Below are 21087 nucleotides of genomic sequence, written 5' to 3'. Positions count from 1 at the left end.
TGGCCTGGCGGCCAGAGCGCCTGAGGGAGTTTCGCGGCGGGCTGCGCGTGTGAGGCAGACTCTTTCGAGATCCTGCCCATGCGATTGCTCCATCCGTTCTGGTCCTGCTGCCGACGCGCGTGCCGTCCAGCGCCGCTGCTTGCCCTGTGCGCGGTCCTCGCCGCGGCCTGTGGGGGCAGTAGCGATACCGGCGGTACCGGCACGACCGGCCCCAATGGATCTGCCGCCGCACCGACCATCTCCCTCAGCACGAGTGCGCTCGCGGTCAGCGGGCTTGGCAGCTCGGCGACGCTGAGCGCCACCATCGCACCGGCGAGCGCGACGATCAGTTGGACAAGCAGCGACGCGGCGGTCGCCACGGTTACCGGGAATGGTACAACTGCCAGCGTGACCGGCATCGCCGCAGGAAGCGCGCAGATCACGGCCACGGCGTCGAGCGGCGGTCGGAGTGCCACCGCCGTGGCGAGTGTCACGGTGACGCCCGTGGTGCGGTCGATCACCATCGCCGAGCCGACCGTGACGTTGCTCGCGGGCACGGCGCAGCGCCTCACCGCTACCGTGACCGCCGACGTCGGTGCGGTCCGCACGCTGCAATGGCGCAGCGATGACCCTACCGTGGCGACGGTCGACAGTAGTGGGACGATCACCGCCGTGGCCGCCGGCACGACGACCGTGCGCGCGACGTCACTCACCACGCCCGCCGTCAGTGCATCGGTCCCGGTGCGCGTGAACGCGGTGCCGCGAGTGCGCAGCATCGTCGTGACGCCGTCGGTTGACTCGGCGTTCGTTGGACAGCTGCGCGCCTTCACCGCCGTGGTCGCCGCGGATTCCGGCGTGGCAACCACGGTCGTGTGGCGCTCATCGGCGCCGGGCGTGGCCAGCGTCGACGCGAACGGACGCGCGACGGCCGTGGCCGCCGGTACGACCACGCTCTCGGCCGTGTCGACGGTCGATTCAACCGTGCGCGCGTCGGCGACGCTGGCGGTTCGTCTGCCCGTCGTGCGCAGCGTCAGCTTCACCCTTCCGCCGGCGCTTCTGGCTGGCCGATCGGTGGATGCGATATCCACCATTAGTGCCGACCCGGGCGCGGACACGCGCGTCACCTGGAGCTCCACCGCACCCACCGTGGCGAGCGTGGATGCCAATGGCCGGGTGACGGCGCTGGCCGCCGGCACCACCACGATCACGCTGCGCAGCGTGGCCTTCCCGTCGGTCACGGCGAGTACGGTGCTCACCGTCAGTACGCCGCCCACCACGTCCGTCTTCGCCGAAGTCCCTATCGGGAGCGGTGGCGGCCTCACCACCGCGACGATCAACGGCATTTTCGCGACGTCGGCGGGCCAGGGGGTCGTGCTGGCGGATGGATCTGCGCCGAACATCGCCGGAGTCGAAGCGCCGCTGCAGATGGGTGCGCCGACATGGCAATTGCGAACCGATCTGATGTCGAGCTTCCGTGGTCGGTTCGGCATGGACGCCGCGGGGTCATCGCCCAGTGATATCTTCTGGAGCCTGGCGGGCGATACCTTTAGCGGCCTTCCCAGCGTCCCGCTCGTGGTCCGGTGGGATGGTGCGACGCTCACGAGCACCAACTGGCCGCTGCCGTCTGGCGTGAGCAGTCCCTTCGTGCGCGCCCTCGCGTCGATTGGCGCGGGCGAGGCGCTCGCCCTGTCCTCGACGGGCGCGATCCATCGCTATCGCGGTGGCGCGTGGTCGGCACTCACCCCCTCGTCCAGTGCGACATTCGGCACGGGGCTGAGCGCCTGGACGGGAGACAGTGCGATCATCACCCGATGTCAGGCGAGCACAACCGATTCGCGGCTGGCGGTGTTCCGCGGCGGGACGATCACGTTGCTGCCCAATACGACCATTGGCGACGACCCCACGTTCCCCGGGTGTGCGCGTTCGCCACTGGCGCTTCCGGGCGGCGACTTTGTCGTGGCGCTCGATCGGTCCGTCGCCCGCTACAGCGGCGGCACCTTTACCGAGTACACGCCGAGCCTTGATCAAGGCGAGTGGTTTTACGAGCTCACGCTCTGCGGCGCCACGCTGTACGCGGGGACATCTCGCGGTCGCATCTTTCGGGCAAGCGGCACCACGCTGACGTTGGTCGCAGACGCCGGCCAGGCCGCGACCGAGACCACGGGGGCCATGCGGTGCGCACCCGATGGCACGCTGCGCGTCGGGAGTGCGCAGGGCCTGGTCACGCGACTGGCCGGCGGGGTGTGGACCGACGAGCACTATGCGCCGACGCTGTGGAATCTCTCCCTGCAGTCGGCCGATGCCGGCATGGCCGTGGGGGTGAACGGCTCCATCTGGCGGTGGAACGGCGCGCAGTGGAACTGGATTCGCCGCACGAGTCGCGAGTCGCTGGGGGAGGCGTATCTGGCACCCGACGGGACCATGTTTGCCGGCGGCAGCTTCACGCGCAACAATCAGACGGTGGGGCAATTGCTGCGATCGAGTGGTGGCGCCTGGGTCCGCGAGGAACTGGCGGTCAATGAACAGGTGCAGAGCCTGTGGGGTGCCTCGTCATCGATGACGTTCGCGCTGTCGACCGACGTTTCGGGGATCGGCCGGATCTGGCGTTTTGACGGGAGCAGCTGGTCGGTCTCGGCGACGACGAGTACGGCCTTGTATGCGGTCCACGGCAGCTCCCCCGTGCACGCCATCGCCGTGGGGAATGGCGGGATCGCGCGCCAATGGAACGGGTCGACCTGGTCGGCGATGCCGAACATTCCGGTCGGCAACTCGCGGGTTCGCGTGCAGAGCGTCCTGACCTTTTCTCCCACGCTCGCCTACGCGGGGGCGCCGGGATGCGACAGCTTCACGCCCGGGGGGCTCTGGCGGTGGAACGGCACCGCCTGGGTGGATGCCGGGCTGACCGCTGCCGGCCTGCCGAACTGCGTGTCCGCGATCTTCGGCGCGGACCCCAACGATGTCTTCGCGGTGGTGCAGGCGCCCGCGGGAAGCGCCACGGTTCCCGATCGACTGGTGCGTTGGAACGGATCCAGCTGGTCGGTCGTCGCGGTCACCTTGGCGAACGATTATCGCAGCGGCGCAGCCATTCCCGGCTTGACGATGCTGGTGGGGCGTACGGGGCGGGTGCTCGTGGGGAGGGTGCCGGGGGCGGTGCGCGCCGGGGTTTCGAGCGCACCGGTTTCACGACCGCGTGGGCGGTAGCCGCGTCGCCGCTCGCGCTCGTACCCACGAAGTGCCGATCAGCTCCGCAGGTTCCGCAGATACCGCTCCGGATTCGCCAGAAAATCGCGAGTCAGGCGCACGTGCTCCGTCTGCTCCCAGTCGATGGTGTCGATCGCGCCGTCATCGAACGAGTAGATCCGCGCGCCCGGATACGCGAGCAGGATGGGCGAATGCGTCGCCACGATGAACTGCGCCCCCTCGGCCACCAGGTCGAACATCATCGCCAGCAGCGTGAGCTGCCGCTGCGGGGAGAGGGCCGCCTCGGGCTCGTCGAGCAGATAGAGCCCGCGGGGGACGAGCCGCTCCTGAAAGAAGTTGAGGAACGCCTCCCCGTGCGAGCGCGCGTCGGGATCGGCGCCATACCGCCGTTCCATCTCGGCCATGCTGCTCTTCACCGGCCCCATGGCCAGCTGCTTGGCGTGCTCGGAGCGATCGGCGTACTCGGTCTCCAGGCGCGCCAGCGTTTCCTCGAAGTCGGCGCGCTCGCGCTTGAGCTGCTGCTGAAAGGCGAAGAAATCTTCGGCGCGCAAGAAGAGCCCGCGATTGTTGCGCAGCCGCCAGGTGAGCTTGAGGGCGCGTGCGAGCCAGCGCTGCTCGGCAAGCGTCGGGTCGTCCACCGCCCTGGTGGCGGCGCCGGCCGACGGCAGCGAGGCCGCGATGGCGATCGCCTCCAGCAACGTGGACTTTCCCGAGCCGTTCTCGCCCACGAAGCAGGTGACCGGCGTGTCCACATCCAGCGTGGACATCCCGGCGATGCTCGGCACCGAGAATGGGAAACGAGACGCGTCGGCCCAGCCGGGGCGCGTGTACCGCACGCTCATGAGGGATGGCTCGTGCACCATCCCTGAATGCTATACCTCACCCCGGTCGCTTGCGGAGCGCCGCTCGGCGCGGTTGCATCAGGGATGACCCGTCTTCGCCTCCTTTCCGGCGCGGTGCTTCTGGCCGCCTGCGCCGGCGGCACGCCGCCGGGCGCGCTGCGCGCTCCGCGAACGTCAACCGACATCTCGGCCGCCGATCTCCGGGAACGCCTGTTCCGCATCGCCGACGACTCCACGATGGGGCGCGAGACCGGGAGCCGCGGCGCGTACACCATCACCGCGTATATCGCGGCCGAGTTCGCGCGCCTCGGGCTCGAGCCGGGTGGCGACCAGGGCGGTTGGTTCCAGGTCGTCCCCATGTGGCGCGTGGCGGTGGATCCAGCGTCGCGGCTGAGTGCCGGCGGCACGGCGCTGCGATTGTTCACCGACTTCATGCCGGCGAGCAGCCTGGCGCCGGCGCGCACGTTTGCCACGACGCCGGTGGTGTACGCCGGATCGCTGCGCGACACGACCGCGTGGATTGCGCCGGCCAGCGCGGCTGGCAAGCTCGTGTTCATCGACGTGCCGACGGGGATGTCGTTTCGCGCGGCGTCCAACCTCGGCGCGCGCTATCGCGGGGCGGTGGCGCTGCTCGTGAGCGGCCTCGAGGATGTACCGGGCGAGCAGACGGCGCGGCTGCGCGAAGGGCGCCCGGTCCCCGACACGTCGCGCGCGAACACGCTGCCGATCGTGTGGGTGACGCGCGCGGCGGCGCGCACCGTGATGGGGGCGGACGTGTCGTCGCTGGCTCCCGGTGCGAACGGACAGCCCGTCACCGGCCACGTGGACTATCCGCGGCGGCCCGTTGAGTTTCCCGCGCGCAATGTCGTGGGCATTCTGCGCGGCAGTGATCCGGTGCTGCGCCATCAGTATCTCACGCTGACCGCGCACAATGATCACGTGGGCTATGATCACGCCCCGGTGGACCACGACTCGCTGCGCGCCTTCAATACGGTGATGCGCCCGATGGGTGCCGACTCGCCGCTGCGCGAGCCGACGAGCGCCGAAGCGGCACGCATCCGTACACTGCTCGACAGTCTGCGGCGTGTGAATCGCCCGCGGCTCGATTCCATTCGCAACGGCGCCGATGATGATGGCTCCGGTACGGCGTCCATTCTCGAGATCGCCGAGGCGATGGCGCGCGGGACGCGCCCCAGGCGCTCGATCATCTTTGTCAGCCACACGGGCGAAGAGGCCGGGCTCCTCGGCTCGCACTGGTTTGGCGACCATGCCCCGGTGCCGGTGGATTCGATCGTGGGCGAGATCGATCAAGACATGGTGGGGCGGGGCACCGTGCATGATTTCCCGCGGAGCGGCACGGGCGCCGGGAGCGATCAGTATCTCGAAGTGATCGGGGCCAAGCGCATTTCGCGCGAGTTCGGCGAGTATCTCGAGCGCGCGAATGCGCAGCAGCCCATCCCGTTCGTGTTCGATTACACGTTCGACGCGCCGGGGCATCCGCTGCAGTACTACTGCCGTGCCGACCACTACAACTATGCGCGCCATGGGATTCCCGCCGTGGCGTTCTCGCGCGGTGAGCATCAGGACTATCATCAGGTCACCGACGAGGCGCAGTACATCAGCTACCGCGATCTCGAGCGGGTGACGCGACTGGTGCACGATGCAGCGATGCTGATCGGCAATGCGCCACAGCGGCCCAAGCGTGATGTCCCGCGCCCGACCGATCCGAACGCCCCCTGCCGGCAGTGACATGATCAAGATGTTTGCGCTGATCGGGTCGGTCGTGGGCGGCTATGCCGGCTGGGCGATCGGCGAGCCGTTCGGCATGTTCTCGGCGTTCATCGTGAGCATGATCGGCACGGGCGTGGGCATCTACGCCGGGCGACGCCTCGGGCAGCACTACGGAGGCTGACGGCGATGCAGCTGCAACAGATTCCGTTTGGCATCACCTACTGGTCGAGCGTGCTTCCCACCGAACATCCCGGCGAGACGGGGCTGGCGGTGTGGCGCACGCAGCAGTTCGGCGACGTACGGGTGCGGATGGTGCAGTACACGCCCGGCTACGTCGCGGATCACTGGTGCGAGAAGGGACATATCCTGCTCTGCCTCGCCGGCGAGCTGCACACGGAGCTGGCCGACGGGCGCATCTTCGTCCTGACGCCAGGGATGAGCTATCAGGTGGCGGATGGTGCGGAGCCGCATCGGTCGCGCACGCCGCTGGACGCAACGCTCTTCATTGTAGACTGATCCGAGAGTCATCCATGTGCCGCAACATCAAGGTGCTCGCCAACTTCGAACCGCCGGCCACGCCGGATGAGATCCACGCGTCGGCGCTGCAGTTCGTGCGCAAGCTGAGTGGTACGACGCGCCCGTCGAAGGCCAACGAAGCGGCATTCAACCGGGCGGTGGAGGAGGTCACGGCCGCGGCCCGATCCCTGATCGCGTCGCTGCAGAGCAGCGCCCCCCCGCGGAATCGCGAGGTGGAACGCACCAAGGCCCAGGCGCGCAACCGGCAACGCTTCGGTGGGACGAGCACCGACGCGACGCGCACGGGATAGCGCACGCCGAGGTTGCCATTCGCCCCGGAAGGGCTTCGATTCATCGGCGTTGCAGGTCTCCCGATCCCCTCCGCACCTCAGGCGATGCTCCTCCTCGCACTCTCCCTGTTGCAGCCGCCGGCGCAGCCCGCGGCCGCGCCCGTGGCCAAAGTGGTGGTCACTCCCAGCCAGGCCACCGTGGTGGCCGGCGACTCCGTGCTCCTGGTGGGCAAGGCGGTGGATGCCGCTAGCCGCCCCACCGAGGCGGCGATTCTCTACAGCCAGGGCGCCGGTCGCTTCGAAGGCAAAGTCGATCGCACCGGATGGGTGAAGGGCGGATCGCCCGGCACCGTCGTGGCGGTCGTTTCCGCAGTGCAGCAGGGCAAGCCGCCCGTCGTGCAGCGCGTCGAGATCAAGGTCGTGGCCGGGGCTCCGGCACGCGTGGCCGTCGAGCCGCGCGTCACCACCCTGGTGGCCGGTCAGTCGGTCCCACTGAGTGCCCACGGTGTCTCCGCGCTCGGCGACATCAGCAACACGCCCGCGACGTGGACAAGCAGCAACGCGGCCGTCGCCACCGTCAGTGCCAGCGGACAGGTCACCGCCCGGAGTGCCGGTCGTGCCACGCTCACCGCGACCGTGAACGGCGTGTCGACCACCGTGCCGATCACGGTGGTCGGGGGACCGGTGTCGACGGCCACGCTCACCCCCTCCAGCGCGCGGGTGCGACAGGGCGATGTGGTCACGCTCACCTTCCGCGCCACGGTTGGGGGCGCCGCGCGGACCGATCTGTCACCGGTCTACGCGATGTCGGGCGGAAACGGGCAGATCGACCCCGACGGGCGCTTCGTCGCGTACGGTGAGGGCACATATGTGGTGACCGCCGTGGCCGGCCCGGCGACCGCCAGCACGACGATCACGGTCGCCGAGCGCGATGTGGGCCAGGTATTCGAGCTGGTGGGCAAGTCGGTCAAGTCGCGCTTCACCACCGAAGAAGTGTGGGTACACCCGAACGGCAAGGTGGCGTATCTGGGCTCAGGTTCCGGCGGCGATGTGGCCTATGTGATCGATGTGAGCAATCCGGCCGATCCCAAGGTGGTGGACTCGCTGCTCACCAACACGCGCCGCGTGAACGACCTCATGACGGACGCCGATGGCAAGATTCTGGTCCATACGCGGGAAGGGGCGTCCGACCGCAAGAACGGCATCGTGATCTACACGCTCGACGATCCGCTCCACCCCAAGAAGGTGAGCGAGTTCACCGAGACGGTGACCGCGGGTGTGCACTCGAGCTTCGTGTACCGCGACAAGAAGACGGGGCAGCTCAACGTCTTCATCACGAATGACGGCACCGGCGCAGTACATGTCATCAACCTCGATGATCCAGCCAAGCCGCGCGAGCTCGCGCAGTGGACGACGCCGCGTGATGCGTCGGGGCGGTCGCTGCACGACATCGACATTCAGGATGGGCTGCTGTACGGCTCGTGGTGGAACGACGGGCTGGTGATCCTGGATGTGGGCAACGGGATCAAGGGCGGAACGCCGGCGAAGCCCCAGTTCGTGTCGCAGTACAAGTACGATCTCGACAAGCTGTACAAGAAGGTCGAGCTCAAGGGCGGCCCGGGGTACATCCGCGGCACGCACACGGCGTGGCGCCACAAGAACTACGTGTTCATCGGCGACGAAGTCTTTGGTGCCGGCTTTGGACAGGGCGCCGGCAGCGAGCTCACGCAGGCCTGGGGGCGGCTGCAGGTGATCGATGTGTCAGACATTCTGCACCCCAAGTCGGTGGCGTATTGGGAACCCGACTACGGCGGCGTGCACAACGTGTGGGCCCGCGCGGACACGCTGTATGTGGGGGCGTACAACGCCGGCTTCCACGCCATCGACATCTCGGGTGAGCTGCGCGGCGATCTCAAGGCGCAGAACCGTACGATCGCCACGTTTTTCCCGTCGGACCCCAAGGCGGTGGTGCCGAATGCCACCATGACGTGGGGCGTGGTGGTGAAGGGCGATCTGATCTACATCAACGACATGTACGCCGGGTTGTTCATCGGCAAGATCAAGCCCAAGCCGGGGAGAATCACACCGTGAGGTCATGCGTTCGCGTGGCATGGACGCTGCTGGGGGCGACGCTCCCGGTGGCGTTCGTGCACGCGCAACAACCGTCGGCATCGCCCGGGGCGCCGGCGCGCACCTACGATGTGATCGTGGGCGCCGAAGCTGTGGACAAGATGCAGGTGATTCGCTTCGGTCCCGCTGGCGCGTCGCTGCTGCGCGAGCGCGTGATCGGTAAGAATGCGGTGGATCCCGATGGCCCGCATGGCGTCGGCGTCTCGCCCGATGGCCGGTTCTACTATGTAAGCACCGCGCACGGCAATCCCAGCGGCACGCTCTGGAAGCTGGACGCCGAGCGTGATGCCGTCGTCGGGCAGGTGGATCTCGGATCGTTTCCTGCCACGCTGCAGCTGAGCGCCGACGGCGAGTATGCGTGGGTGGTGAACTTCAACCTGCACGGTGAGATGGTGCCGTCGAGCGTGTCCGTGGTGGGTACGCGCGATATGGTGGAACTCACGCGCATCCCGACCTGCACGATGCCGCATGGATCGCGACTGTCAGCCGATGGGCGGCATCACTGGTCGGTGTGCATGATGGACGATGTCCTGGTGGACATCGACGCGACGAAGTTCGACGTCGCGCGGCACTTTTCGCTGGGCAAGGGGAGCGAGATGGGCATGGCGGGCCCGCCGCCGCAGCGTGGCACGCCCATGACCGATCACTCCGGCCACGGCATGGAGCCCCCGAAGCCGGGCGACGTGAGCTGCTCTCCCACGTGGGCCCAGCCCTCCGCCGACGGGCGCACCGTATGGGTGGCGTGCAATCGCGCGTCGGAGATCGTGGAGATCGATGTGGCGCAGTGGACCATGCGTCGCCGCATTCCCACCGGCAACGGCACCTATAACCTGGCCACCACGCACGACGGGGCGCTGCTGATCGGCACCAACAAACGAGGGCAGTCCGTGAGCATTCACGATGCGAAGACCGGCGCCGAGCTGGCGCGCGTGGCGACCTCCACGCGCGTGCCGAGCGGGCTCGTGGTGTCGCCCGATGATCGCTATGTGTTCGTGACCTGCGAAGGGGTGGGCTCTGAGCCGGGCGCCGTAGATATCATTGACCTCACGACCAAGGCACGCGTGGCCACGGTGCCCGTGGGGCAGATGGCGGGTGGCATTGATGTGTGGCGGATGCGCTGATGCGTCGCCGGTATGCGGGTGTGGCGCGCGGCGCCCTGGCGGTGGGCCTGATGGCCTGTACCTCTTCGACTCCCTCGATGCGTCCCAGTGATCTGCAGGACTTCGGGACCCGGTATGCCGCCGCCTGGAGCGGGCAGCAGCCGGATGCGCTCGCCGCATTCTACGCCGACAACGGCGTGCTGCAGGTGAACGACGGCAAGCCCTCCGTAGGGCGCGACGCCGTGCGGGCGACGATTGCGAGCTTCATGGAGGCCTTCCCCGATATGCACGTGCGGCTGGACTCGCTCGTGCCGAAGGGGGATACCGTGCAGTTCCACTGGACTTGGACCGGGACCAACACCGGCCCCGGCGGGACGGGCAAGGCCGTGCATATGGTCGGGTACGAGGCGTGGACCTTCGCCTCCGACGGGAAGATCGCGCAGTCGCTGGGGCACTACGATGATGCCGAGTATCAGCGCCAGCTCAAGGATGGGGTGCCCCCCGGCCGATGAGTTGCCGCCGTGGCCGCAGTCCAAATGGAGGTCCCCATTGTGCTCACGCTTCTCCAGGATCGCCCCATGACCGCTGTCGCCAAGAACACCATCTGCCTGTGGTACCAGAGTGGCGCGGAAGACGCCGCCGCCTTCTATGCCGCCACCTTTCCGAACTCATCGGTTGACGCGGTGCATCGTGCGCCGGGCGACTTCCCGGGGGGCGTGAAAGATCAGGTGCTCACGGTGCAGTTCACGGTGATGGGCATTCCCTGCCTCGGCTTGAACGGCGGTCCCGCGTTCAAGCAAAGCGAGGCGTTCTCCTTTCAGGTGGCGACGGACGATCAGGTCGAGACCGATCGCTACTGGAACGCCATCGTGAGCAACGGGGGCGCCGAGAGCAACTGCGGCTGGTGCAAGGACAAGTGGGGGCTCAACTGGCAGATCACGCCGCGGGCGCTCACGCAAGCCGTCAGCTCATCGGACCGCGCCCTCGCCAAGCGGGCGTTCGACGCGATGATGGAGATGAAGAAGATCGATATTGCCGCTATCGAGGCGGCGGTACGCGGCTGAACGCCATGCGTGAGCGTCCGGCGGTGCTTCGCTTCGATGAGACGAGTGCGTACGATGCCGCCCTTCACTCCTGGATGGCGCGCCAACCGGCGCCACTCCGGACGCTCGCGCAACACTGGTTCAGCGTGATGCGCGCCTGTGGCGACGACGTGCGGGAGACCTGGCACGACGGCCACGCCAACGCCTGCGTCGGCGACGCGCCGTTCGCCTACGTCGGCGTGTTCACGGCGCACGTATCGGTGGGATTCTTTCAGGGCGCCAGTCTGCCTGATCCGCACCACCTGTTGCGCGGATCGGGGAAGCGAATGCGGCACGTCAAGCTGGTACCGGACGAGTCGGTGCACGACGCGGCGCTCAAGGCGTTGATCGTGGCCGCCTATCACCAGATGCGCCACCTCATGGAGGTTGCCTGATGTCGTATGTCGTGACGGTCACCCACGCCCCAGCGCGTCTCCTCGCATCCGTCCGCGCTCGCCTCGATGTGCGCACGGTCGCGGCACGCTTTCGCGAGTCGCTCGATCAGGTCTACGCCGCGGCACGCGCGGGCCATGTGGTGTTGGATGGTCAGAATGTCTTTGTCTATCGCGACACCGGCATCCCGTGGGAGGTCGACGCCGACTTTGGCGTGGGCGCGACCACCCCGTTCGAGGCGGTTGGACAGGTCACGCCCACGTCGACGCCGGCGGGTGAGGTCGCGATGACGACCCATCGTGGTGCGTACGGAGGGTTGAACGCCGCGCACATGGCGGTCCGCCAGTGGTGCGCCGAGCATGGCCGCACGCTCGTGGGTCTCCGGTGGGAAGTGTACGGCCACTGGGTGGCCGACGAGTCGCAGCTCACGACGGACGTGTACTATCTCCTCGCGCCCAACTGACCGCGCAGGGTTCGGACAATCCCGACGGATACGGCGTGACGGTCAGCGCGCTCGATGCCCTTCCGGCCTCACCGGAGCGATTGCATGCACCCTGACATCGTCGCGTACCACGCCGCGCAGGCGGATGTCGCGCAGGCCGTCTGTGCCCACCTCGCCGCGCGCATCGAGGCCGCACTGCCCGACGCCGAGAGCAAGATCTGGCACAAGCATCCGGTCTGGTTTCTCGACGGCAATCCGATCGTGGGCTATAGTGTGCTGAGGGGGGCCGTGCGGTTGCTCTTCTGGAGCGGACAGAGCTTCAGCGCTCCCGGGCTCACGACGGAAGGCTCCTTCAAGGCCGCCGAGGCGCGATATCAGGTGGTTGGTGACATCGACGACGGCGCGTTGGCGCAGTGGCTGGCCGAGGCGCGCACGGTCCAGTGGGACTACAAGAACATCGTGAAGCGGAAGGGGAAGCTCGAACGGCTGCGGTAACCGAGCGCGACGACTACGCGGCCTAGCGCAACGTCTTGCCCCGCAGCACCACCTGCCGAATGCGCGTCGTGTTGCGTACATCCACGAGCGGGTTCGCCTCGAGCAGCAGGATATCGGCCACGTAACCGGCGGCCAGCACGCCGTGCGTGCGCTCGCGCTTCATGGCTTGGGCGGCGACGGTCGTGGCGGCCGCCAGCGCTTCGCGCGGTGTCAGCCCCGCGTCCACCAGCAGCGCGAGCTCCTGATGCACATTGGGGAGCGCCGTGCTGTCGCCGGCAATGAGGCCGTCGGTGCCGGCGATGATCGGCACGCCCAGATCGCGCGCGCGCTTCGTGATGGCGCGCGCCCAGTCATTCACATCCTTCTCCTCGGCCTGTCGCGCAAAGACAAAGAGTGTCGGCTCGAGATAGGTATGTCGCTGCTGCATGGCGGTGAGCAGCTGCGTCATGGCCTGGCCGCTCACCGGCGTCGTGGCATACGGCCCCTTCCGGCGATCAAAGCTGTCTTCGGCACGCACCGTGGCGGCACCCTGCCACGACAGGTACGGCGCGTGCGTCAGCACATCAACACCGCTCTGGACCAGCTGCAGCGGCCGCGCCGGGAACACCGTGCCGTGCGCCACGACGCGCATCCCTTGCCGATGCGCCTCGGCGATGGCTCGCGCGGCGACCGCGCTGTCGATCATGGCGTACAGCTTGAGAATCTCGGCGCCCGATCCGCGCGCAGCGGCGATGGCGGTGGGGAGATCGGTGGCGGCGGTGATGGCCTGCATCCACGGCGCCGTACCCGGCACGTAGCCGACGCCCGCGCCACGGAAGCGCGGATCAACAAAGAAGTCGGGGCCGGCCATCACGCTGACGTACGCGATCTCCGGCCCGGCGAGTGACTTGGTGAGCGTGCGTCGCGCAAACTCCCCCACGATACGATTGTCGCCGGCCATGTTCTGCACCATGGTGACGCCGCCGCGCGCCGCATTGAGGAGCAGGCGGTCCATGCCGGCGTCGAGGTGCACATGGTGGTCGGTGAGCCCGGGCATGGCGAAGGTGCCGCGGCCGTTCACGTATTGATCGACCGGCTGCGGCAGCGGCGCGCCGACCGTTTCCACCGCGGCAATGGTGTCGCCGCGGATCACGAGCCGCTGGTGCTCTCGCACCTGACCGCTCGAAACATCCACAATGGCCACCGAATCGATGACCAGCGTGCGTGGGCGTTGCGGCGCGCGCGTACCCTGCGCGTGTGCCGCGTGCGTCAGCAGCGCGGTCATCGAAGCGGCCACGGCGGTGTGGGCGAGCGTGCGAAGCATCGCTCGACGATCCATAGCCGCTATTTCCCGGTCTTGGTCTTGGGGGTATACCAGTCGCCGCGAATCCAGTCCACCACCATCTCGATCTCGCGCTGGGTGAGGCTCTTCTCCACGCCGTAGCTCGGCATGCGGTCGTTGTCGCGACCAAAGAAGCGCTTGTGCGCCGGATCGTTCACAAAGTCGATCATCCACTGCCGCGAGCCCCAGCCGGTCAGCTCCGGGCTGTCGGTGCCCACATCCTGAAACACATGGCACTCGGCGCAGCCGCCCTTGGTGTTGCGCATGAAGGCGATGCCGGCGGCGATCCTGGCGCTATCCTGGACATCGAGCGCGGCCTGCGACGTGAGCTTCGCCTGACTCGACAGCGCGAGCACCACGTTGCGGCGCGCTTCGATCTGGGCGTCGGTCTCGGGGATGTGATCGTTGAGCCAGCCCACCATGTCGCCTTCGGTGTGAGCCGTGCCGCCCCAGTAGCGGCGCGTCATGATCGTATCCACGTCGAGGAAGCCCTTCACCCACGCGCGCGACCCGAAGCCCTTGAGGTCTGAGGCGCTGATGGAGTCCTTCGGCAGCGCATTGCCGAGCCCATCGTGTCCATCGTAGCGATGGCAATTCGCGCAGTTGCGCGAAAAGATGCGCGGGCCCTGCGTGTACGCGTCGTTACGCACCAGCGTGAGGGCCCCGGTGATGGGCACGCCGTTGTTGGCCAGCTCCACGGCGCGTGCGGCATCACGCGCCGCGATCTGCCGGGCCACCTGATAGTCGGGGTCCTGCTTGTCGGCGCTCACCGCCTGCCACGAAAGCAGCGCCACGCCAGCCAGCATCACGAAGAGGAAGCCCACATTGAAGCGATGCCCGAGCTTCCACTTGCCGAGGATGGGGATCGCCACGAGCACGAGCATCACCACCGTGGGGAGGATGATCGCGCCGATGATCTCCGTCTTGCCCGGGAAGTACTTGAGCAGTTGATACAGGAAGAGGAAGTACCACTCGGGGCGCGCGGCCGAGAACTGTTCGGCGGGATCGGCGGGCGCGCCGAGGGGCGCGCCATGTTCGCGCACCACGAAGAACACGACCACCGCGAGCACCGCGAGGCAGGCGACCGCGTCGCGAAGGACCTGTTCCGGCCAGAAGCCTTCGTCGGGCCCCTTGAGCGGCTGCTTGGGGGTGAGGCCGTGGCGGCGGAAGAGGTAGACGTGCCCCACGATGAGCACGATGATCAGTCCGGGTATGAGCCCCGCGTGCAACGCGAAGAAGCGCGTGAGCGTGTGATGGCCATAACTCGCGCCACCCACCACGACCGTTTGCGCGGCCTGCCCGATGCCGGGGCTCATCCCCACGATGTTCGTGGAGACCGCGGTGGCCCAATACCCGTTCTGATCCCACGGCAGCAGATAGCCCGTGAGGGACAACGCGAGGACGAGCAGCAGCAGCCCGACCCCGAACCAGTAGTTCACTTCGCGCGGCGCCTTGTAGGCGCCGTCGATGATCACCTGCATGAGGTGCAAGACGAGCAGCACCGTCATCGTCTGCGCCACGAAGTGGTGCAGGCCGCGCAGGAACCAGCCGCCCCACATCTGGTGCTGGATGAAGTAGACGCTTTCCCACGCCGTCTGCGAGCTCGGGCTGTAGGACATCCACAGGAAGAGCCCGGTGATGACCTGCACGGCAAAGAAGAACGTCAGCGTGCTGCCCCACACGTAACGCCAGCGCGCCCCGCCGGGGACGTTCTCGAACAGCGCTTCCTGCAGCAGTCCCTTGTAGCCGGTGCGCTGGTCGAGCCAGTTCTGCCCGGACTTCGTGTCGCCCGCCATCAGACGGGGATCTTCTCGGGGGAGCCCTTCCGGAAGTTCTGGAACTTCACCCAGACCTCGCCGTCCTTCACGATTGCTTCGAGCTCATCCATCGCCCGCGGGCTCGGGCTCTTGGGATCGGCGATCTGGCCGTCGATCGCGAAGCTGCTCTTGTGGCACGGGCAGAAGTAGCCCTTGTTGGCGGCGTTGAAGCCGACCGAGCAGCCAAGGTGCGGACACACCGAGTTGAGCACGCGCACGGTGTTGGCGCCGGTTTTCTGTACGTACACGGACCCGACCGGGACGTTCTCGGTCTTGTTCCAGGCGTCCACGAGGGTATCGAGGACGGGAAACTTGCGCGGCTCGCCGTTGCTGGGGAGCGCGGCGAGCGCGGTGACGCGCACCATGCCGCGGGTATCGCCCTTCCGGCGGAGCGGGTCGAGCAGCGTGAATACGCCGGCGACCGGCGCGACCACCGAAATGAGGCCGCCGACGACAATCGCGGCGGCCTTTGACAGGAAATTGCGCCGGTCAGGCGCAGCAGTTGGCTCGGTCATGCGACGGGGTGACGCGGGGGAGCAAAAGCGGGGGGACGGGGAGGGGGTCCCGGCGGGGATAGTACGTCTGGGAGTGAAAGTTCGCTGGTGGGGATGGCAACCCCTGAGAGCTCAGGGGGCAGAACGTCAGGGGGGAGAGCTCAGGACAGCGGGGCGCGGGGCAGTCCTGAACTCTTCCCCCTGACGTTCTCCCCCCTGAGCTCTCGGGGGTTACTCATGTCTGACCTCAGATCAGCAGGCCCCCCGGAACCTCTCGTCCCACCCCCCGGTACCACCCCTACAAGGATGCGTGCCCCAGCACTCATCCCGGTCCGAGCGTATTTCCAGTAGTCACGCAGGACTTCCCACCTCCAAGCTCGAGTCTCAACCCGCCATGCACCTTCGCATTCGACAGATCGGCGCGGCCTGTGTCCTCGCCATTGCCCTCGCCCGCCCGGCCTTTGCCCAGGATGAGGAGCCGAAGACGCCCCTCGGCAAGAAGATGGCGGCGATGAACACTGCCTTTAAGGCCGTTGGCCGCCAGATCGACGACCCGTCGAAGAACGCCAACACCCTCGAGCTGATCGCCACGATCAAGACCAACGCCAAGGCCGCGCTCGCGCTCGAGCCCGAGAAGAAGCAGCAGGTCCCGGTCGCCGAGCAGGCCAAGTTCGTGGCCGGCTACCAGCAGGGGATCAAGGACCTGCTCGTCACGGTCGACAAGCTCGAAGCGGCGGTGAAGGCCGGCAAGAACACCGATGCCGTGGCCATCATCGACGAGATGAAGAAGGAGCAGCGCGAAGGGCACAAGGAGTACCGCATCCGCAAGGCGGGTGCGCCGCCGGGGCTGCGCTGACCGAGCGTCGTGGCCGCCTCGCCCTGATTCCGATTCTGGGCGTGGCGGCACTCTTCGTGGTGAATGTGCGCGCGCACCTGCCACTCGGCTGGCGTGCCGCCTACGCGAACTGGTTCGCCGACGTGGCGGTCCCGTTCGCGTTCTACTTTCTGCTCTGTCGCGAAGACGGCCGATGGACGCGACTGCGGCCGTGGTGGATGAAGGCCGCTCTCGTGTTTGCGGGATGCGCGGCGGCCGAGCTGGCGCAGCGTGTGGGTATTCCGCTGCTTGGGCGCACCTTCGATCCGCTCGACGTGGCGATGTACGCGGTCGGGGTGCTCCTGGCCGCGGCCCTCGAGCGTGCGCTGCTCCCCGTCTAGCGACGCTCAGCTGTAGTTCGCGATGACTTCCAGAAAGTCGTCGCCGTAGTGCTCGAGTTTGGCTTGCCCCACGCCGGGGACCTGCAGCAGCTGGCTGCGCGTGGTGGGCTTGCGGGCAACCATCTCCAGCAGCACGCGATCGCCAAACACGATGTAGGCCGGCACGCCCGCCTCGTCGGCGAGTTCACGGCGGCGCGCGCGCAGGGCATCGAAGAGCGCGCGATCATCGGCATCGAGCGTATTCGCCTCGAAGGCGGTCTTGCTCGGCACCTTGGGGCCCTTGCTGCTCCCCGCACTGCGGCGGAACGGCCCCGCTGCCACCCGCGCCTCCTCGGCCCACTCGGCGAGCTGCGCCTCGACGCTCTGCCCCGAGCAGTGATCACACGACGCGCCGCAGGCGTCGATCGCCTCATCAAAGTGCGCCACGAGCGCGCGATGGCGGCACGTCTTGCGCTCCATGAGTTCGAAGAGCGACACGGTGGCGCGGTGCGCGCGCTCACGCAGGGCGTCATCCTCGAGCTTGTCGAGGAAGCGCTCGTGCAGCATGACGTCGGCCCAGGAATAGAAGGTGATGCAATCGCTGGGCAGACCATCGCGCCCGGCGCGGCCGATCTCCTGATACCAGCTTTCGATGTCCTTGGGCATGTCGCGGTGGATCACGAAGCGCACGTTCGGCTTGTCGATCCCCATGCCGAAGGCGATGGTCGCGACCACGACGTCACAGTCGTCGAGCTGAAAGGCTTCCTGATTCCTGGCGCGCTCTTCGGGTGACAGGCCGGCGTGATACGGCAGCGCCTTGATGCCGTGCTCCACCAGAAAGTCCGTGGTTTGCTCCACGCTCTTGCGGCTCTGGCAGTACACGATGCCGCTCTCGCCGGCGTGCTTGCGCACGATGGTGAGGATCTCCTGCCGCGTGTTGCCGCCCTGGCCCTTCTTGCGCACGCCGATGCGCAGGTTGGGGCGGAAGAACGAGCCCTTGAAGCCGGCCGGCTTCTTCATGCCGAGCTGCCGCAGGATGTCGCGCGCCACGTCGCGGGTGGCGGTCGCGGTGAGCGCGAGCACCGGGACGTCGAGCTGCTGCTTGAGCCCCTGCAGGCGGCGATAGCTGGGGCGGAAGTCGTGCCCCCACTGGCTGATGCAGTGGGCTTCGTCGACCACCAGCAGCGAGATGGGGCACCCCTGCACGAAGTCGCCGAGGTAGCCGTCGAGCGCTTCGGGCGCGAGGTAGACCAGCTCGTAGTCACCGCGGCGGAAGGCGTCGAGTCGCAGGCGGCGCTCGTCGGGATCGAGCGTGGAGTTGATGGCGGTGACGCGATAGCCCAGTTCGGCGACCGCATCGACCTGGTCCTTCATGAGGGAGATGAGCGGCGAAATGACGAGCACCGTGCCGCCCAGCAGCCGTGCGGGGAGCTGGTAGGTGAGCGACTTGCCGGCGCCGGTGGGCATGAGCGCGATGCAGTCGCGGCCGTTGAGGACGGCGTCGATGACTTCGCGCTGACCGGGACGGAATTCGGTGTAGCCGAAGACGTCGCGGAGGACCTCGTCAGGAGTGGGGCGCGGTGCGGCGGGTGCGGTCACGACAGCGGGGCAGCAGGAGGCGGTTGAGCTGCTGCATCGTAATGGGGCGGGGTGCGAAATGGCGGATCAAAACGACGCATGGCTGGGTGCCGCTTTTTATGGAAAAGTACTTGACCGGTGACCTCGCCCCCACGAGACTGCGGGCTATGGCCGCTCCCCGTCATGACCCGCCGGCGCTCCACGACCGGGCGTTGCAGGATCTGTCGTTCATTCGACGGACCATGGAGGGCGCCGCGTCGTTCACCGACGTGCCGGGGTGGGGACTGGTGGGCGTGGGGGCGACGGCGCTGGTCGCGGCCGCGACGGCCAGTCGGCAGCCCTCGCCGGACCGCTGGCTGCTGGTGTGGATCGCCACGGCGGCCACGTCGTCGCTGCTGGGCGCCGTGACGGCGGTGCTCAAGATCCGCCGACGGGTGCGGGAGGCGGGCGGTGCCCCCGGGGGGCGCCTGTTCAACGTGCCCGCCCGGAAGTTCCTGCTCAGCTTCTGGCCGGCGATCGTCGCCGGGGCGCTGCTCACCCTGGCGATCGTGGACCCACTCTCCCCCGACCTGGCGCAGCGCCTCACCCCCCGGTTGGTGCACCACGTCCTCCCCGGGCTCTGGCTGCTGCTCTACGGCGTGGCGATCACGACCGCCGGTGCCTACTCGGTTCGGGCCGTCCCCTTGATGGGTATGGGCTTTCTGGCCCTCGGTGTACTCACACTGTTCCTACCGATGCTTAATGGTGACGTGATGATGGCGCTTGGTTTTGGCGGATTCCAGGTCGGCGTTGGGATCCATATCGCCCGGAGGCACGGTGGCTGATCGCGGCGACAACGCGGCCCGCGCTCGGCGGACCCCTCCGGCCGCCCCCCCGGCGCGGCCTACGCTGACGTCCATCGATGGGGATGTCACCATGCCCCTCGCCCTCGATCGGGTCATCCACGAACGCGTCCGGCTGGCCATCGTCAGCGCCCTGGCGGTGCACCCGTCGTTGAGCTTCAACGAGCTCAAGGCGCTGCTCGAGACCTCCGACGGCAACGTCTCGGTCCACGCCCGGAAGCTCGAAGACGCCGGGTACATCACGTGCACCAAGGGCTACGAAGGACGGGTCCCCCGCACGGAGTATCGCCTCGCCCCGGCTGGTCGTCTTGCGCTGGAGCAATACCTCGCCCACATGGAAGCGCTGATCCGGCGCGTTGGAGGCAACTGATGAGTACCGCGCCGAATCACGTCGCACTGATCATGGACGGCAATGGCCGCTGGGCCTCCCGCCGCGCGCGTCCGCGCTGGATGGGGCACGCCCGCGGCGCGCAGACCGCGCGCGAAGTCGTGGCCTACTGCGCCAAGGCGGGGGTCAAGCACCTCACGCTCTACGCCTTCTCCAGCGACAACTGGAAGCGCCCGCGCGAAGAAGTGGGCTTCCTGATGGAGCTGTTTGCGTCGCACCTGGAGCGCCAGCTCGCCGAGCTGCTGCAGCACGGCATTCGCCTGTCGATCATTGGCCGCCGCGACCGCCTGCCGGCCGCACTGGTCGCCAAGATGGAAGAGGCCGAGGCGCGCACGGCGCACGGCACGCGCATGCACCTGCGGGTCGCGATCGACTACTCGAGCAAGGCGCAGATCCGCGAGGCCTTTGCGCACGTGGACGCCGCCGGCTTCGAGCATCCGCGCGAGCCGCTGCTGCCGAACGTCGATCTGCTGATCCGCACGGGCGGCGAGCGCCGGTTGTCGGACTTCCTGCTCTGGGAGTGCGCGTACGCGGAGCTGGCGTTCCTCGATTGCTACTTCCCGGATCTCACCACGCAGGAGCTGGATCAGGTTTTCTCCGACTTCGGGGGGAGAGAACGGCGTTATGGTGATGTGGGGAAGCCGGTTGGGGTGTGAGACTCTGAGACTCTGAGACTCTGAGCGTCTCGCACAGAGGCACAGGGAGCACGGAGATACACAGAGGGGTGTATGTCTGAGAAGCCGGTGCTGTTGGCGGGAGGGAATCCGCGGATCGCCAAGGGCGATGGGGATGCGCCGGTGCACGCGTATCTCGAGGCGATGCCGGGGTGGAAGAAGCGCGTCGGTCAGCAGATCGATGCGCTCGTGACGGCGACGCTTCCGGATGTCCACAAGGCGGTGAAGTCGAACTCGCCGTACTACGGCGTGCCGGGGCAGGGGTTCTTTCTGAGCCTGCACTGCTTCCCGAAGTACGTGAAGGTTGCCTTCCTGCGCGGCGCGTACCTGCAGCCGCATCCGCCCGGGCTGTCCACGAACCCCGAGGCACGGCATCTGGACATTCACAAGGACGACGTGCTCGACGAGGCACGCTTCTGTGAGTGGGTGCGGCAGGCCAGCGCGATGCCGGGGAAGGGTTAGCGGAACTGCTCGCACAGAGGGCGCAGGGTGCCACAGGGGGCACTGAGAACCGGCGTTCTCTGTGTCCCCTGTGGCGCTTTGTGTGCTCTGTGCGAGCCGTTCAGTGGGACCGAGCG

The 21087-nt window shown here is 67.7% G+C and carries 23 protein-coding genes; 18 read left to right on the top strand and 5 right to left on the bottom strand.

All coding sequences use genetic code 11. The features are described from left to right. The first annotated feature begins 78 nt into the window (after positions 1-78). Complete coding sequence (locus K2R93_17665) at positions 79-3180, top strand: Ig-like domain-containing protein (protein ID MBY0491671.1); 3102 nt, start codon at positions 79-81, stop codon at positions 3178-3180. Positions 3181-3218: 38 nt separating this feature from the next. Here K2R93_17665 and K2R93_17660 read toward each other — a convergent pair whose 3' ends face one another. Beyond that, a complete protein-coding gene (locus K2R93_17660; GenBank protein ID MBY0491670.1) occupies positions 3219-4043 on the bottom strand; it encodes an AAA family ATPase in 825 nt (274 codons plus the stop codon). Positions 4044-4106: 63 nt separating this feature from the next. Between K2R93_17660 and K2R93_17655 the strand changes: the two genes are divergently transcribed. From K2R93_17655 to K2R93_17605, 11 genes are all read left to right on the top strand, one after another. Continuing rightward, positions 4107-5771 (top strand): M28 family peptidase, encoded by a 1665-nt coding sequence (locus K2R93_17655; GenBank protein ID MBY0491669.1) that lies wholly within the window; start codon positions 4107-4109, stop codon positions 5769-5771. A 1-nt stretch (position 5772) separates the two neighbouring features. Next, positions 5773-5934 carry a hypothetical protein gene (locus K2R93_17650; GenBank protein ID MBY0491668.1) on the top strand — a complete coding sequence of 54 codons (162 nt, stop codon included), beginning with the start codon at positions 5773-5775 and terminating at the stop codon, positions 5932-5934. Positions 5935-5939: 5 nt separating this feature from the next. Further along, positions 5940-6269 (top strand): DHCW motif cupin fold protein, encoded by a 330-nt coding sequence (locus K2R93_17645; GenBank protein ID MBY0491667.1) that lies wholly within the window; start codon positions 5940-5942, stop codon positions 6267-6269. A gap of 14 nt (positions 6270-6283) precedes the next feature. Then, positions 6284-6580: a DUF2277 domain-containing protein gene (locus K2R93_17640; GenBank protein MBY0491666.1), complete on the top strand. Its 297-nt coding sequence runs from the start codon at positions 6284-6286 to the stop codon at positions 6578-6580. A gap of 84 nt (positions 6581-6664) precedes the next feature. Beyond that, the gene (locus tag K2R93_17635; protein ID MBY0491665.1) at positions 6665-8650 is read left to right on the top strand and encodes an Ig-like domain-containing protein; all 1986 of its coding nucleotides are present in this window, start codon (positions 6665-6667) and stop codon (positions 8648-8650) included. Positions 8651-8664: 14 nt separating this feature from the next. Continuing rightward, a complete protein-coding gene (locus K2R93_17630; GenBank protein MBY0491664.1) occupies positions 8665-9810 on the top strand; it encodes a YncE family protein in 1146 nt (381 codons plus the stop codon). A 77-nt stretch (positions 9811-9887) separates the two neighbouring features. After that, positions 9888-10301: an ester cyclase gene (locus K2R93_17625; GenBank protein ID MBY0491663.1), complete on the top strand. Its 414-nt coding sequence runs from the start codon at positions 9888-9890 to the stop codon at positions 10299-10301. 66 nt (positions 10302-10367) lie between these two features. Continuing rightward, a complete protein-coding gene (locus K2R93_17620) occupies positions 10368-10853 on the top strand; it encodes a VOC family protein (GenBank protein ID MBY0491662.1) in 486 nt (161 codons plus the stop codon). A gap of 5 nt (positions 10854-10858) precedes the next feature. Continuing rightward, a complete protein-coding gene (locus K2R93_17615) occupies positions 10859-11266 on the top strand; it encodes a DUF1801 domain-containing protein (GenBank protein MBY0491661.1) in 408 nt (135 codons plus the stop codon). Next, positions 11266-11727 carry a GyrI-like domain-containing protein gene (locus K2R93_17610; GenBank protein ID MBY0491660.1) on the top strand — a complete coding sequence of 154 codons (462 nt, stop codon included), beginning with the start codon at positions 11266-11268 and terminating at the stop codon, positions 11725-11727. Before K2R93_17615 ends, K2R93_17610 begins: the two co-directional genes overlap by 1 nt. Before the next feature lie 84 nt (positions 11728-11811). Next, positions 11812-12201 carry a DUF1801 domain-containing protein gene (locus K2R93_17605; protein MBY0491659.1) on the top strand — a complete coding sequence of 130 codons (390 nt, stop codon included), beginning with the start codon at positions 11812-11814 and terminating at the stop codon, positions 12199-12201. Between the two features lie 22 nt (positions 12202-12223). On the opposite strand, the gene K2R93_17600 is transcribed toward K2R93_17605, so the two are convergent. Genes K2R93_17600 through K2R93_17590 form a run of 3 tightly spaced genes read right to left on the bottom strand, consistent with a single transcriptional unit; the run spans position 12224 to position 15854 of the window. Then, positions 12224-13504 (bottom strand): amidohydrolase family protein, encoded by a 1281-nt coding sequence (locus K2R93_17600; GenBank protein ID MBY0491658.1) that lies wholly within the window; start codon positions 13502-13504, stop codon positions 12224-12226. Between the two features lie 20 nt (positions 13505-13524). Further along, positions 13525-15318, bottom strand: coding sequence for a cytochrome b N-terminal domain-containing protein (locus tag K2R93_17595; GenBank protein MBY0491657.1), 1794 nt, complete (start codon positions 15316-15318; stop codon positions 13525-13527). Further along, positions 15318-15854: a Rieske 2Fe-2S domain-containing protein gene (locus K2R93_17590; GenBank protein MBY0491656.1), complete on the bottom strand. Its 537-nt coding sequence runs from the start codon at positions 15852-15854 to the stop codon at positions 15318-15320. Before K2R93_17590 ends, K2R93_17595 begins: the two co-directional genes overlap by 1 nt. Before the next feature lie 373 nt (positions 15855-16227). On the opposite strand from K2R93_17590, the gene K2R93_17585 reads away from it, so the two are divergent. Then, entirely contained in the window at positions 16228-16689 is a 462-nt protein-coding gene (locus tag K2R93_17585; protein MBY0491655.1) for a hypothetical protein, read from the top strand. 41 nt (positions 16690-16730) lie between these two features. Further along, entirely contained in the window at positions 16731-17048 is a 318-nt protein-coding gene (locus K2R93_17580) for a hypothetical protein (GenBank protein ID MBY0491654.1), read from the top strand. Positions 17049-17054: 6 nt separating this feature from the next. On the opposite strand, the gene K2R93_17575 is transcribed toward K2R93_17580, so the two are convergent. Beyond that, positions 17055-18626: an ATP-dependent DNA helicase gene (locus K2R93_17575; protein MBY0491653.1), complete on the bottom strand. Its 1572-nt coding sequence runs from the start codon at positions 18624-18626 to the stop codon at positions 17055-17057. 146 nt (positions 18627-18772) lie between these two features. On the opposite strand from K2R93_17575, the gene K2R93_17570 reads away from it, so the two are divergent. From K2R93_17570 to K2R93_17555, 4 genes are all read left to right on the top strand, one after another. Continuing rightward, positions 18773-19429, top strand: coding sequence for a hypothetical protein (locus K2R93_17570; GenBank protein ID MBY0491652.1), 657 nt, complete (start codon positions 18773-18775; stop codon positions 19427-19429). Between the two features lie 91 nt (positions 19430-19520). After that, positions 19521-19817 (top strand): transcriptional regulator, encoded by a 297-nt coding sequence (locus tag K2R93_17565; GenBank protein MBY0491651.1) that lies wholly within the window; start codon positions 19521-19523, stop codon positions 19815-19817. Next, complete coding sequence (gene uppS / locus K2R93_17560) at positions 19817-20491, top strand: di-trans,poly-cis-decaprenylcistransferase (GenBank protein MBY0491650.1); 675 nt, start codon at positions 19817-19819, stop codon at positions 20489-20491. The genes K2R93_17565 and uppS overlap by 1 nt, the downstream gene beginning before the upstream one ends. A gap of 72 nt (positions 20492-20563) precedes the next feature. Then, positions 20564-20971, top strand: coding sequence for a DUF1801 domain-containing protein (locus tag K2R93_17555; GenBank protein ID MBY0491649.1), 408 nt, complete (start codon positions 20564-20566; stop codon positions 20969-20971). The last annotated feature ends 116 nt before the right edge of the window (positions 20972-21087 follow it).

Source organism: Gemmatimonadaceae bacterium (genome assembly GCA_019752115.1).
In the GTDB taxonomy this organism is placed as follows: Bacteria; Gemmatimonadota; Gemmatimonadetes; order Gemmatimonadales; family Gemmatimonadaceae; genus Gemmatimonas.
The sequence above is the reverse complement of the archived record's forward strand: the minus strand, read 5'-3'. Positions and strand labels throughout refer to the sequence as shown.

Coding starts and splice junctions, on each gene's coding strand:
- K2R93_17645 (MBY0491667.1), top strand. CDS start 5,940: ATGCAGCTGCAACAGATTCCGTTTGGCATCACCTACTGGTCGAGCGTG.
- K2R93_17665 (MBY0491671.1), top strand. CDS start 79: ATGCGATTGCTCCATCCGTTCTGGTCCTGCTGCCGACGCGCGTGCCGT.
- K2R93_17620 (MBY0491662.1), top strand. CDS start 10,368: ATGACCGCTGTCGCCAAGAACACCATCTGCCTGTGGTACCAGAGTGGC.
- K2R93_17660 (MBY0491670.1), bottom strand. CDS start 4,043: ATGGTGCACGAGCCATCCCTCATGAGCGTGCGGTACACGCGCCCCGGC.
- K2R93_17570 (MBY0491652.1), top strand. CDS start 18,773: ATGGCCGCTCCCCGTCATGACCCGCCGGCGCTCCACGACCGGGCGTTG.
- K2R93_17640 (MBY0491666.1), top strand. CDS start 6,284: ATGTGCCGCAACATCAAGGTGCTCGCCAACTTCGAACCGCCGGCCACG.
- K2R93_17565 (MBY0491651.1), top strand. CDS start 19,521: ATGCCCCTCGCCCTCGATCGGGTCATCCACGAACGCGTCCGGCTGGCC.
- K2R93_17635 (MBY0491665.1), top strand. CDS start 6,665: ATGCTCCTCCTCGCACTCTCCCTGTTGCAGCCGCCGGCGCAGCCCGCG.
- uppS (MBY0491650.1), top strand. CDS start 19,817: ATGAGTACCGCGCCGAATCACGTCGCACTGATCATGGACGGCAATGGC.
- K2R93_17600 (MBY0491658.1), bottom strand. CDS start 13,504: ATGCTTCGCACGCTCGCCCACACCGCCGTGGCCGCTTCGATGACCGCG.
- K2R93_17615 (MBY0491661.1), top strand. CDS start 10,859: ATGCGTGAGCGTCCGGCGGTGCTTCGCTTCGATGAGACGAGTGCGTAC.
- K2R93_17605 (MBY0491659.1), top strand. CDS start 11,812: ATGCACCCTGACATCGTCGCGTACCACGCCGCGCAGGCGGATGTCGCG.
- K2R93_17655 (MBY0491669.1), top strand. CDS start 4,107: ATGACCCGTCTTCGCCTCCTTTCCGGCGCGGTGCTTCTGGCCGCCTGC.
- K2R93_17595 (MBY0491657.1), bottom strand. CDS start 15,318: ATGGCGGGCGACACGAAGTCCGGGCAGAACTGGCTCGACCAGCGCACC.
- K2R93_17585 (MBY0491655.1), top strand. CDS start 16,228: ATGCACCTTCGCATTCGACAGATCGGCGCGGCCTGTGTCCTCGCCATT.
- K2R93_17625 (MBY0491663.1), top strand. CDS start 9,888: ATGCGTCCCAGTGATCTGCAGGACTTCGGGACCCGGTATGCCGCCGCC.
- K2R93_17610 (MBY0491660.1), top strand. CDS start 11,266: ATGTCGTATGTCGTGACGGTCACCCACGCCCCAGCGCGTCTCCTCGCA.
- K2R93_17590 (MBY0491656.1), bottom strand. CDS start 15,854: ATGACCGAGCCAACTGCTGCGCCTGACCGGCGCAATTTCCTGTCAAAG.
- K2R93_17555 (MBY0491649.1), top strand. CDS start 20,564: ATGTCTGAGAAGCCGGTGCTGTTGGCGGGAGGGAATCCGCGGATCGCC.
- K2R93_17650 (MBY0491668.1), top strand. CDS start 5,773: ATGATCAAGATGTTTGCGCTGATCGGGTCGGTCGTGGGCGGCTATGCC.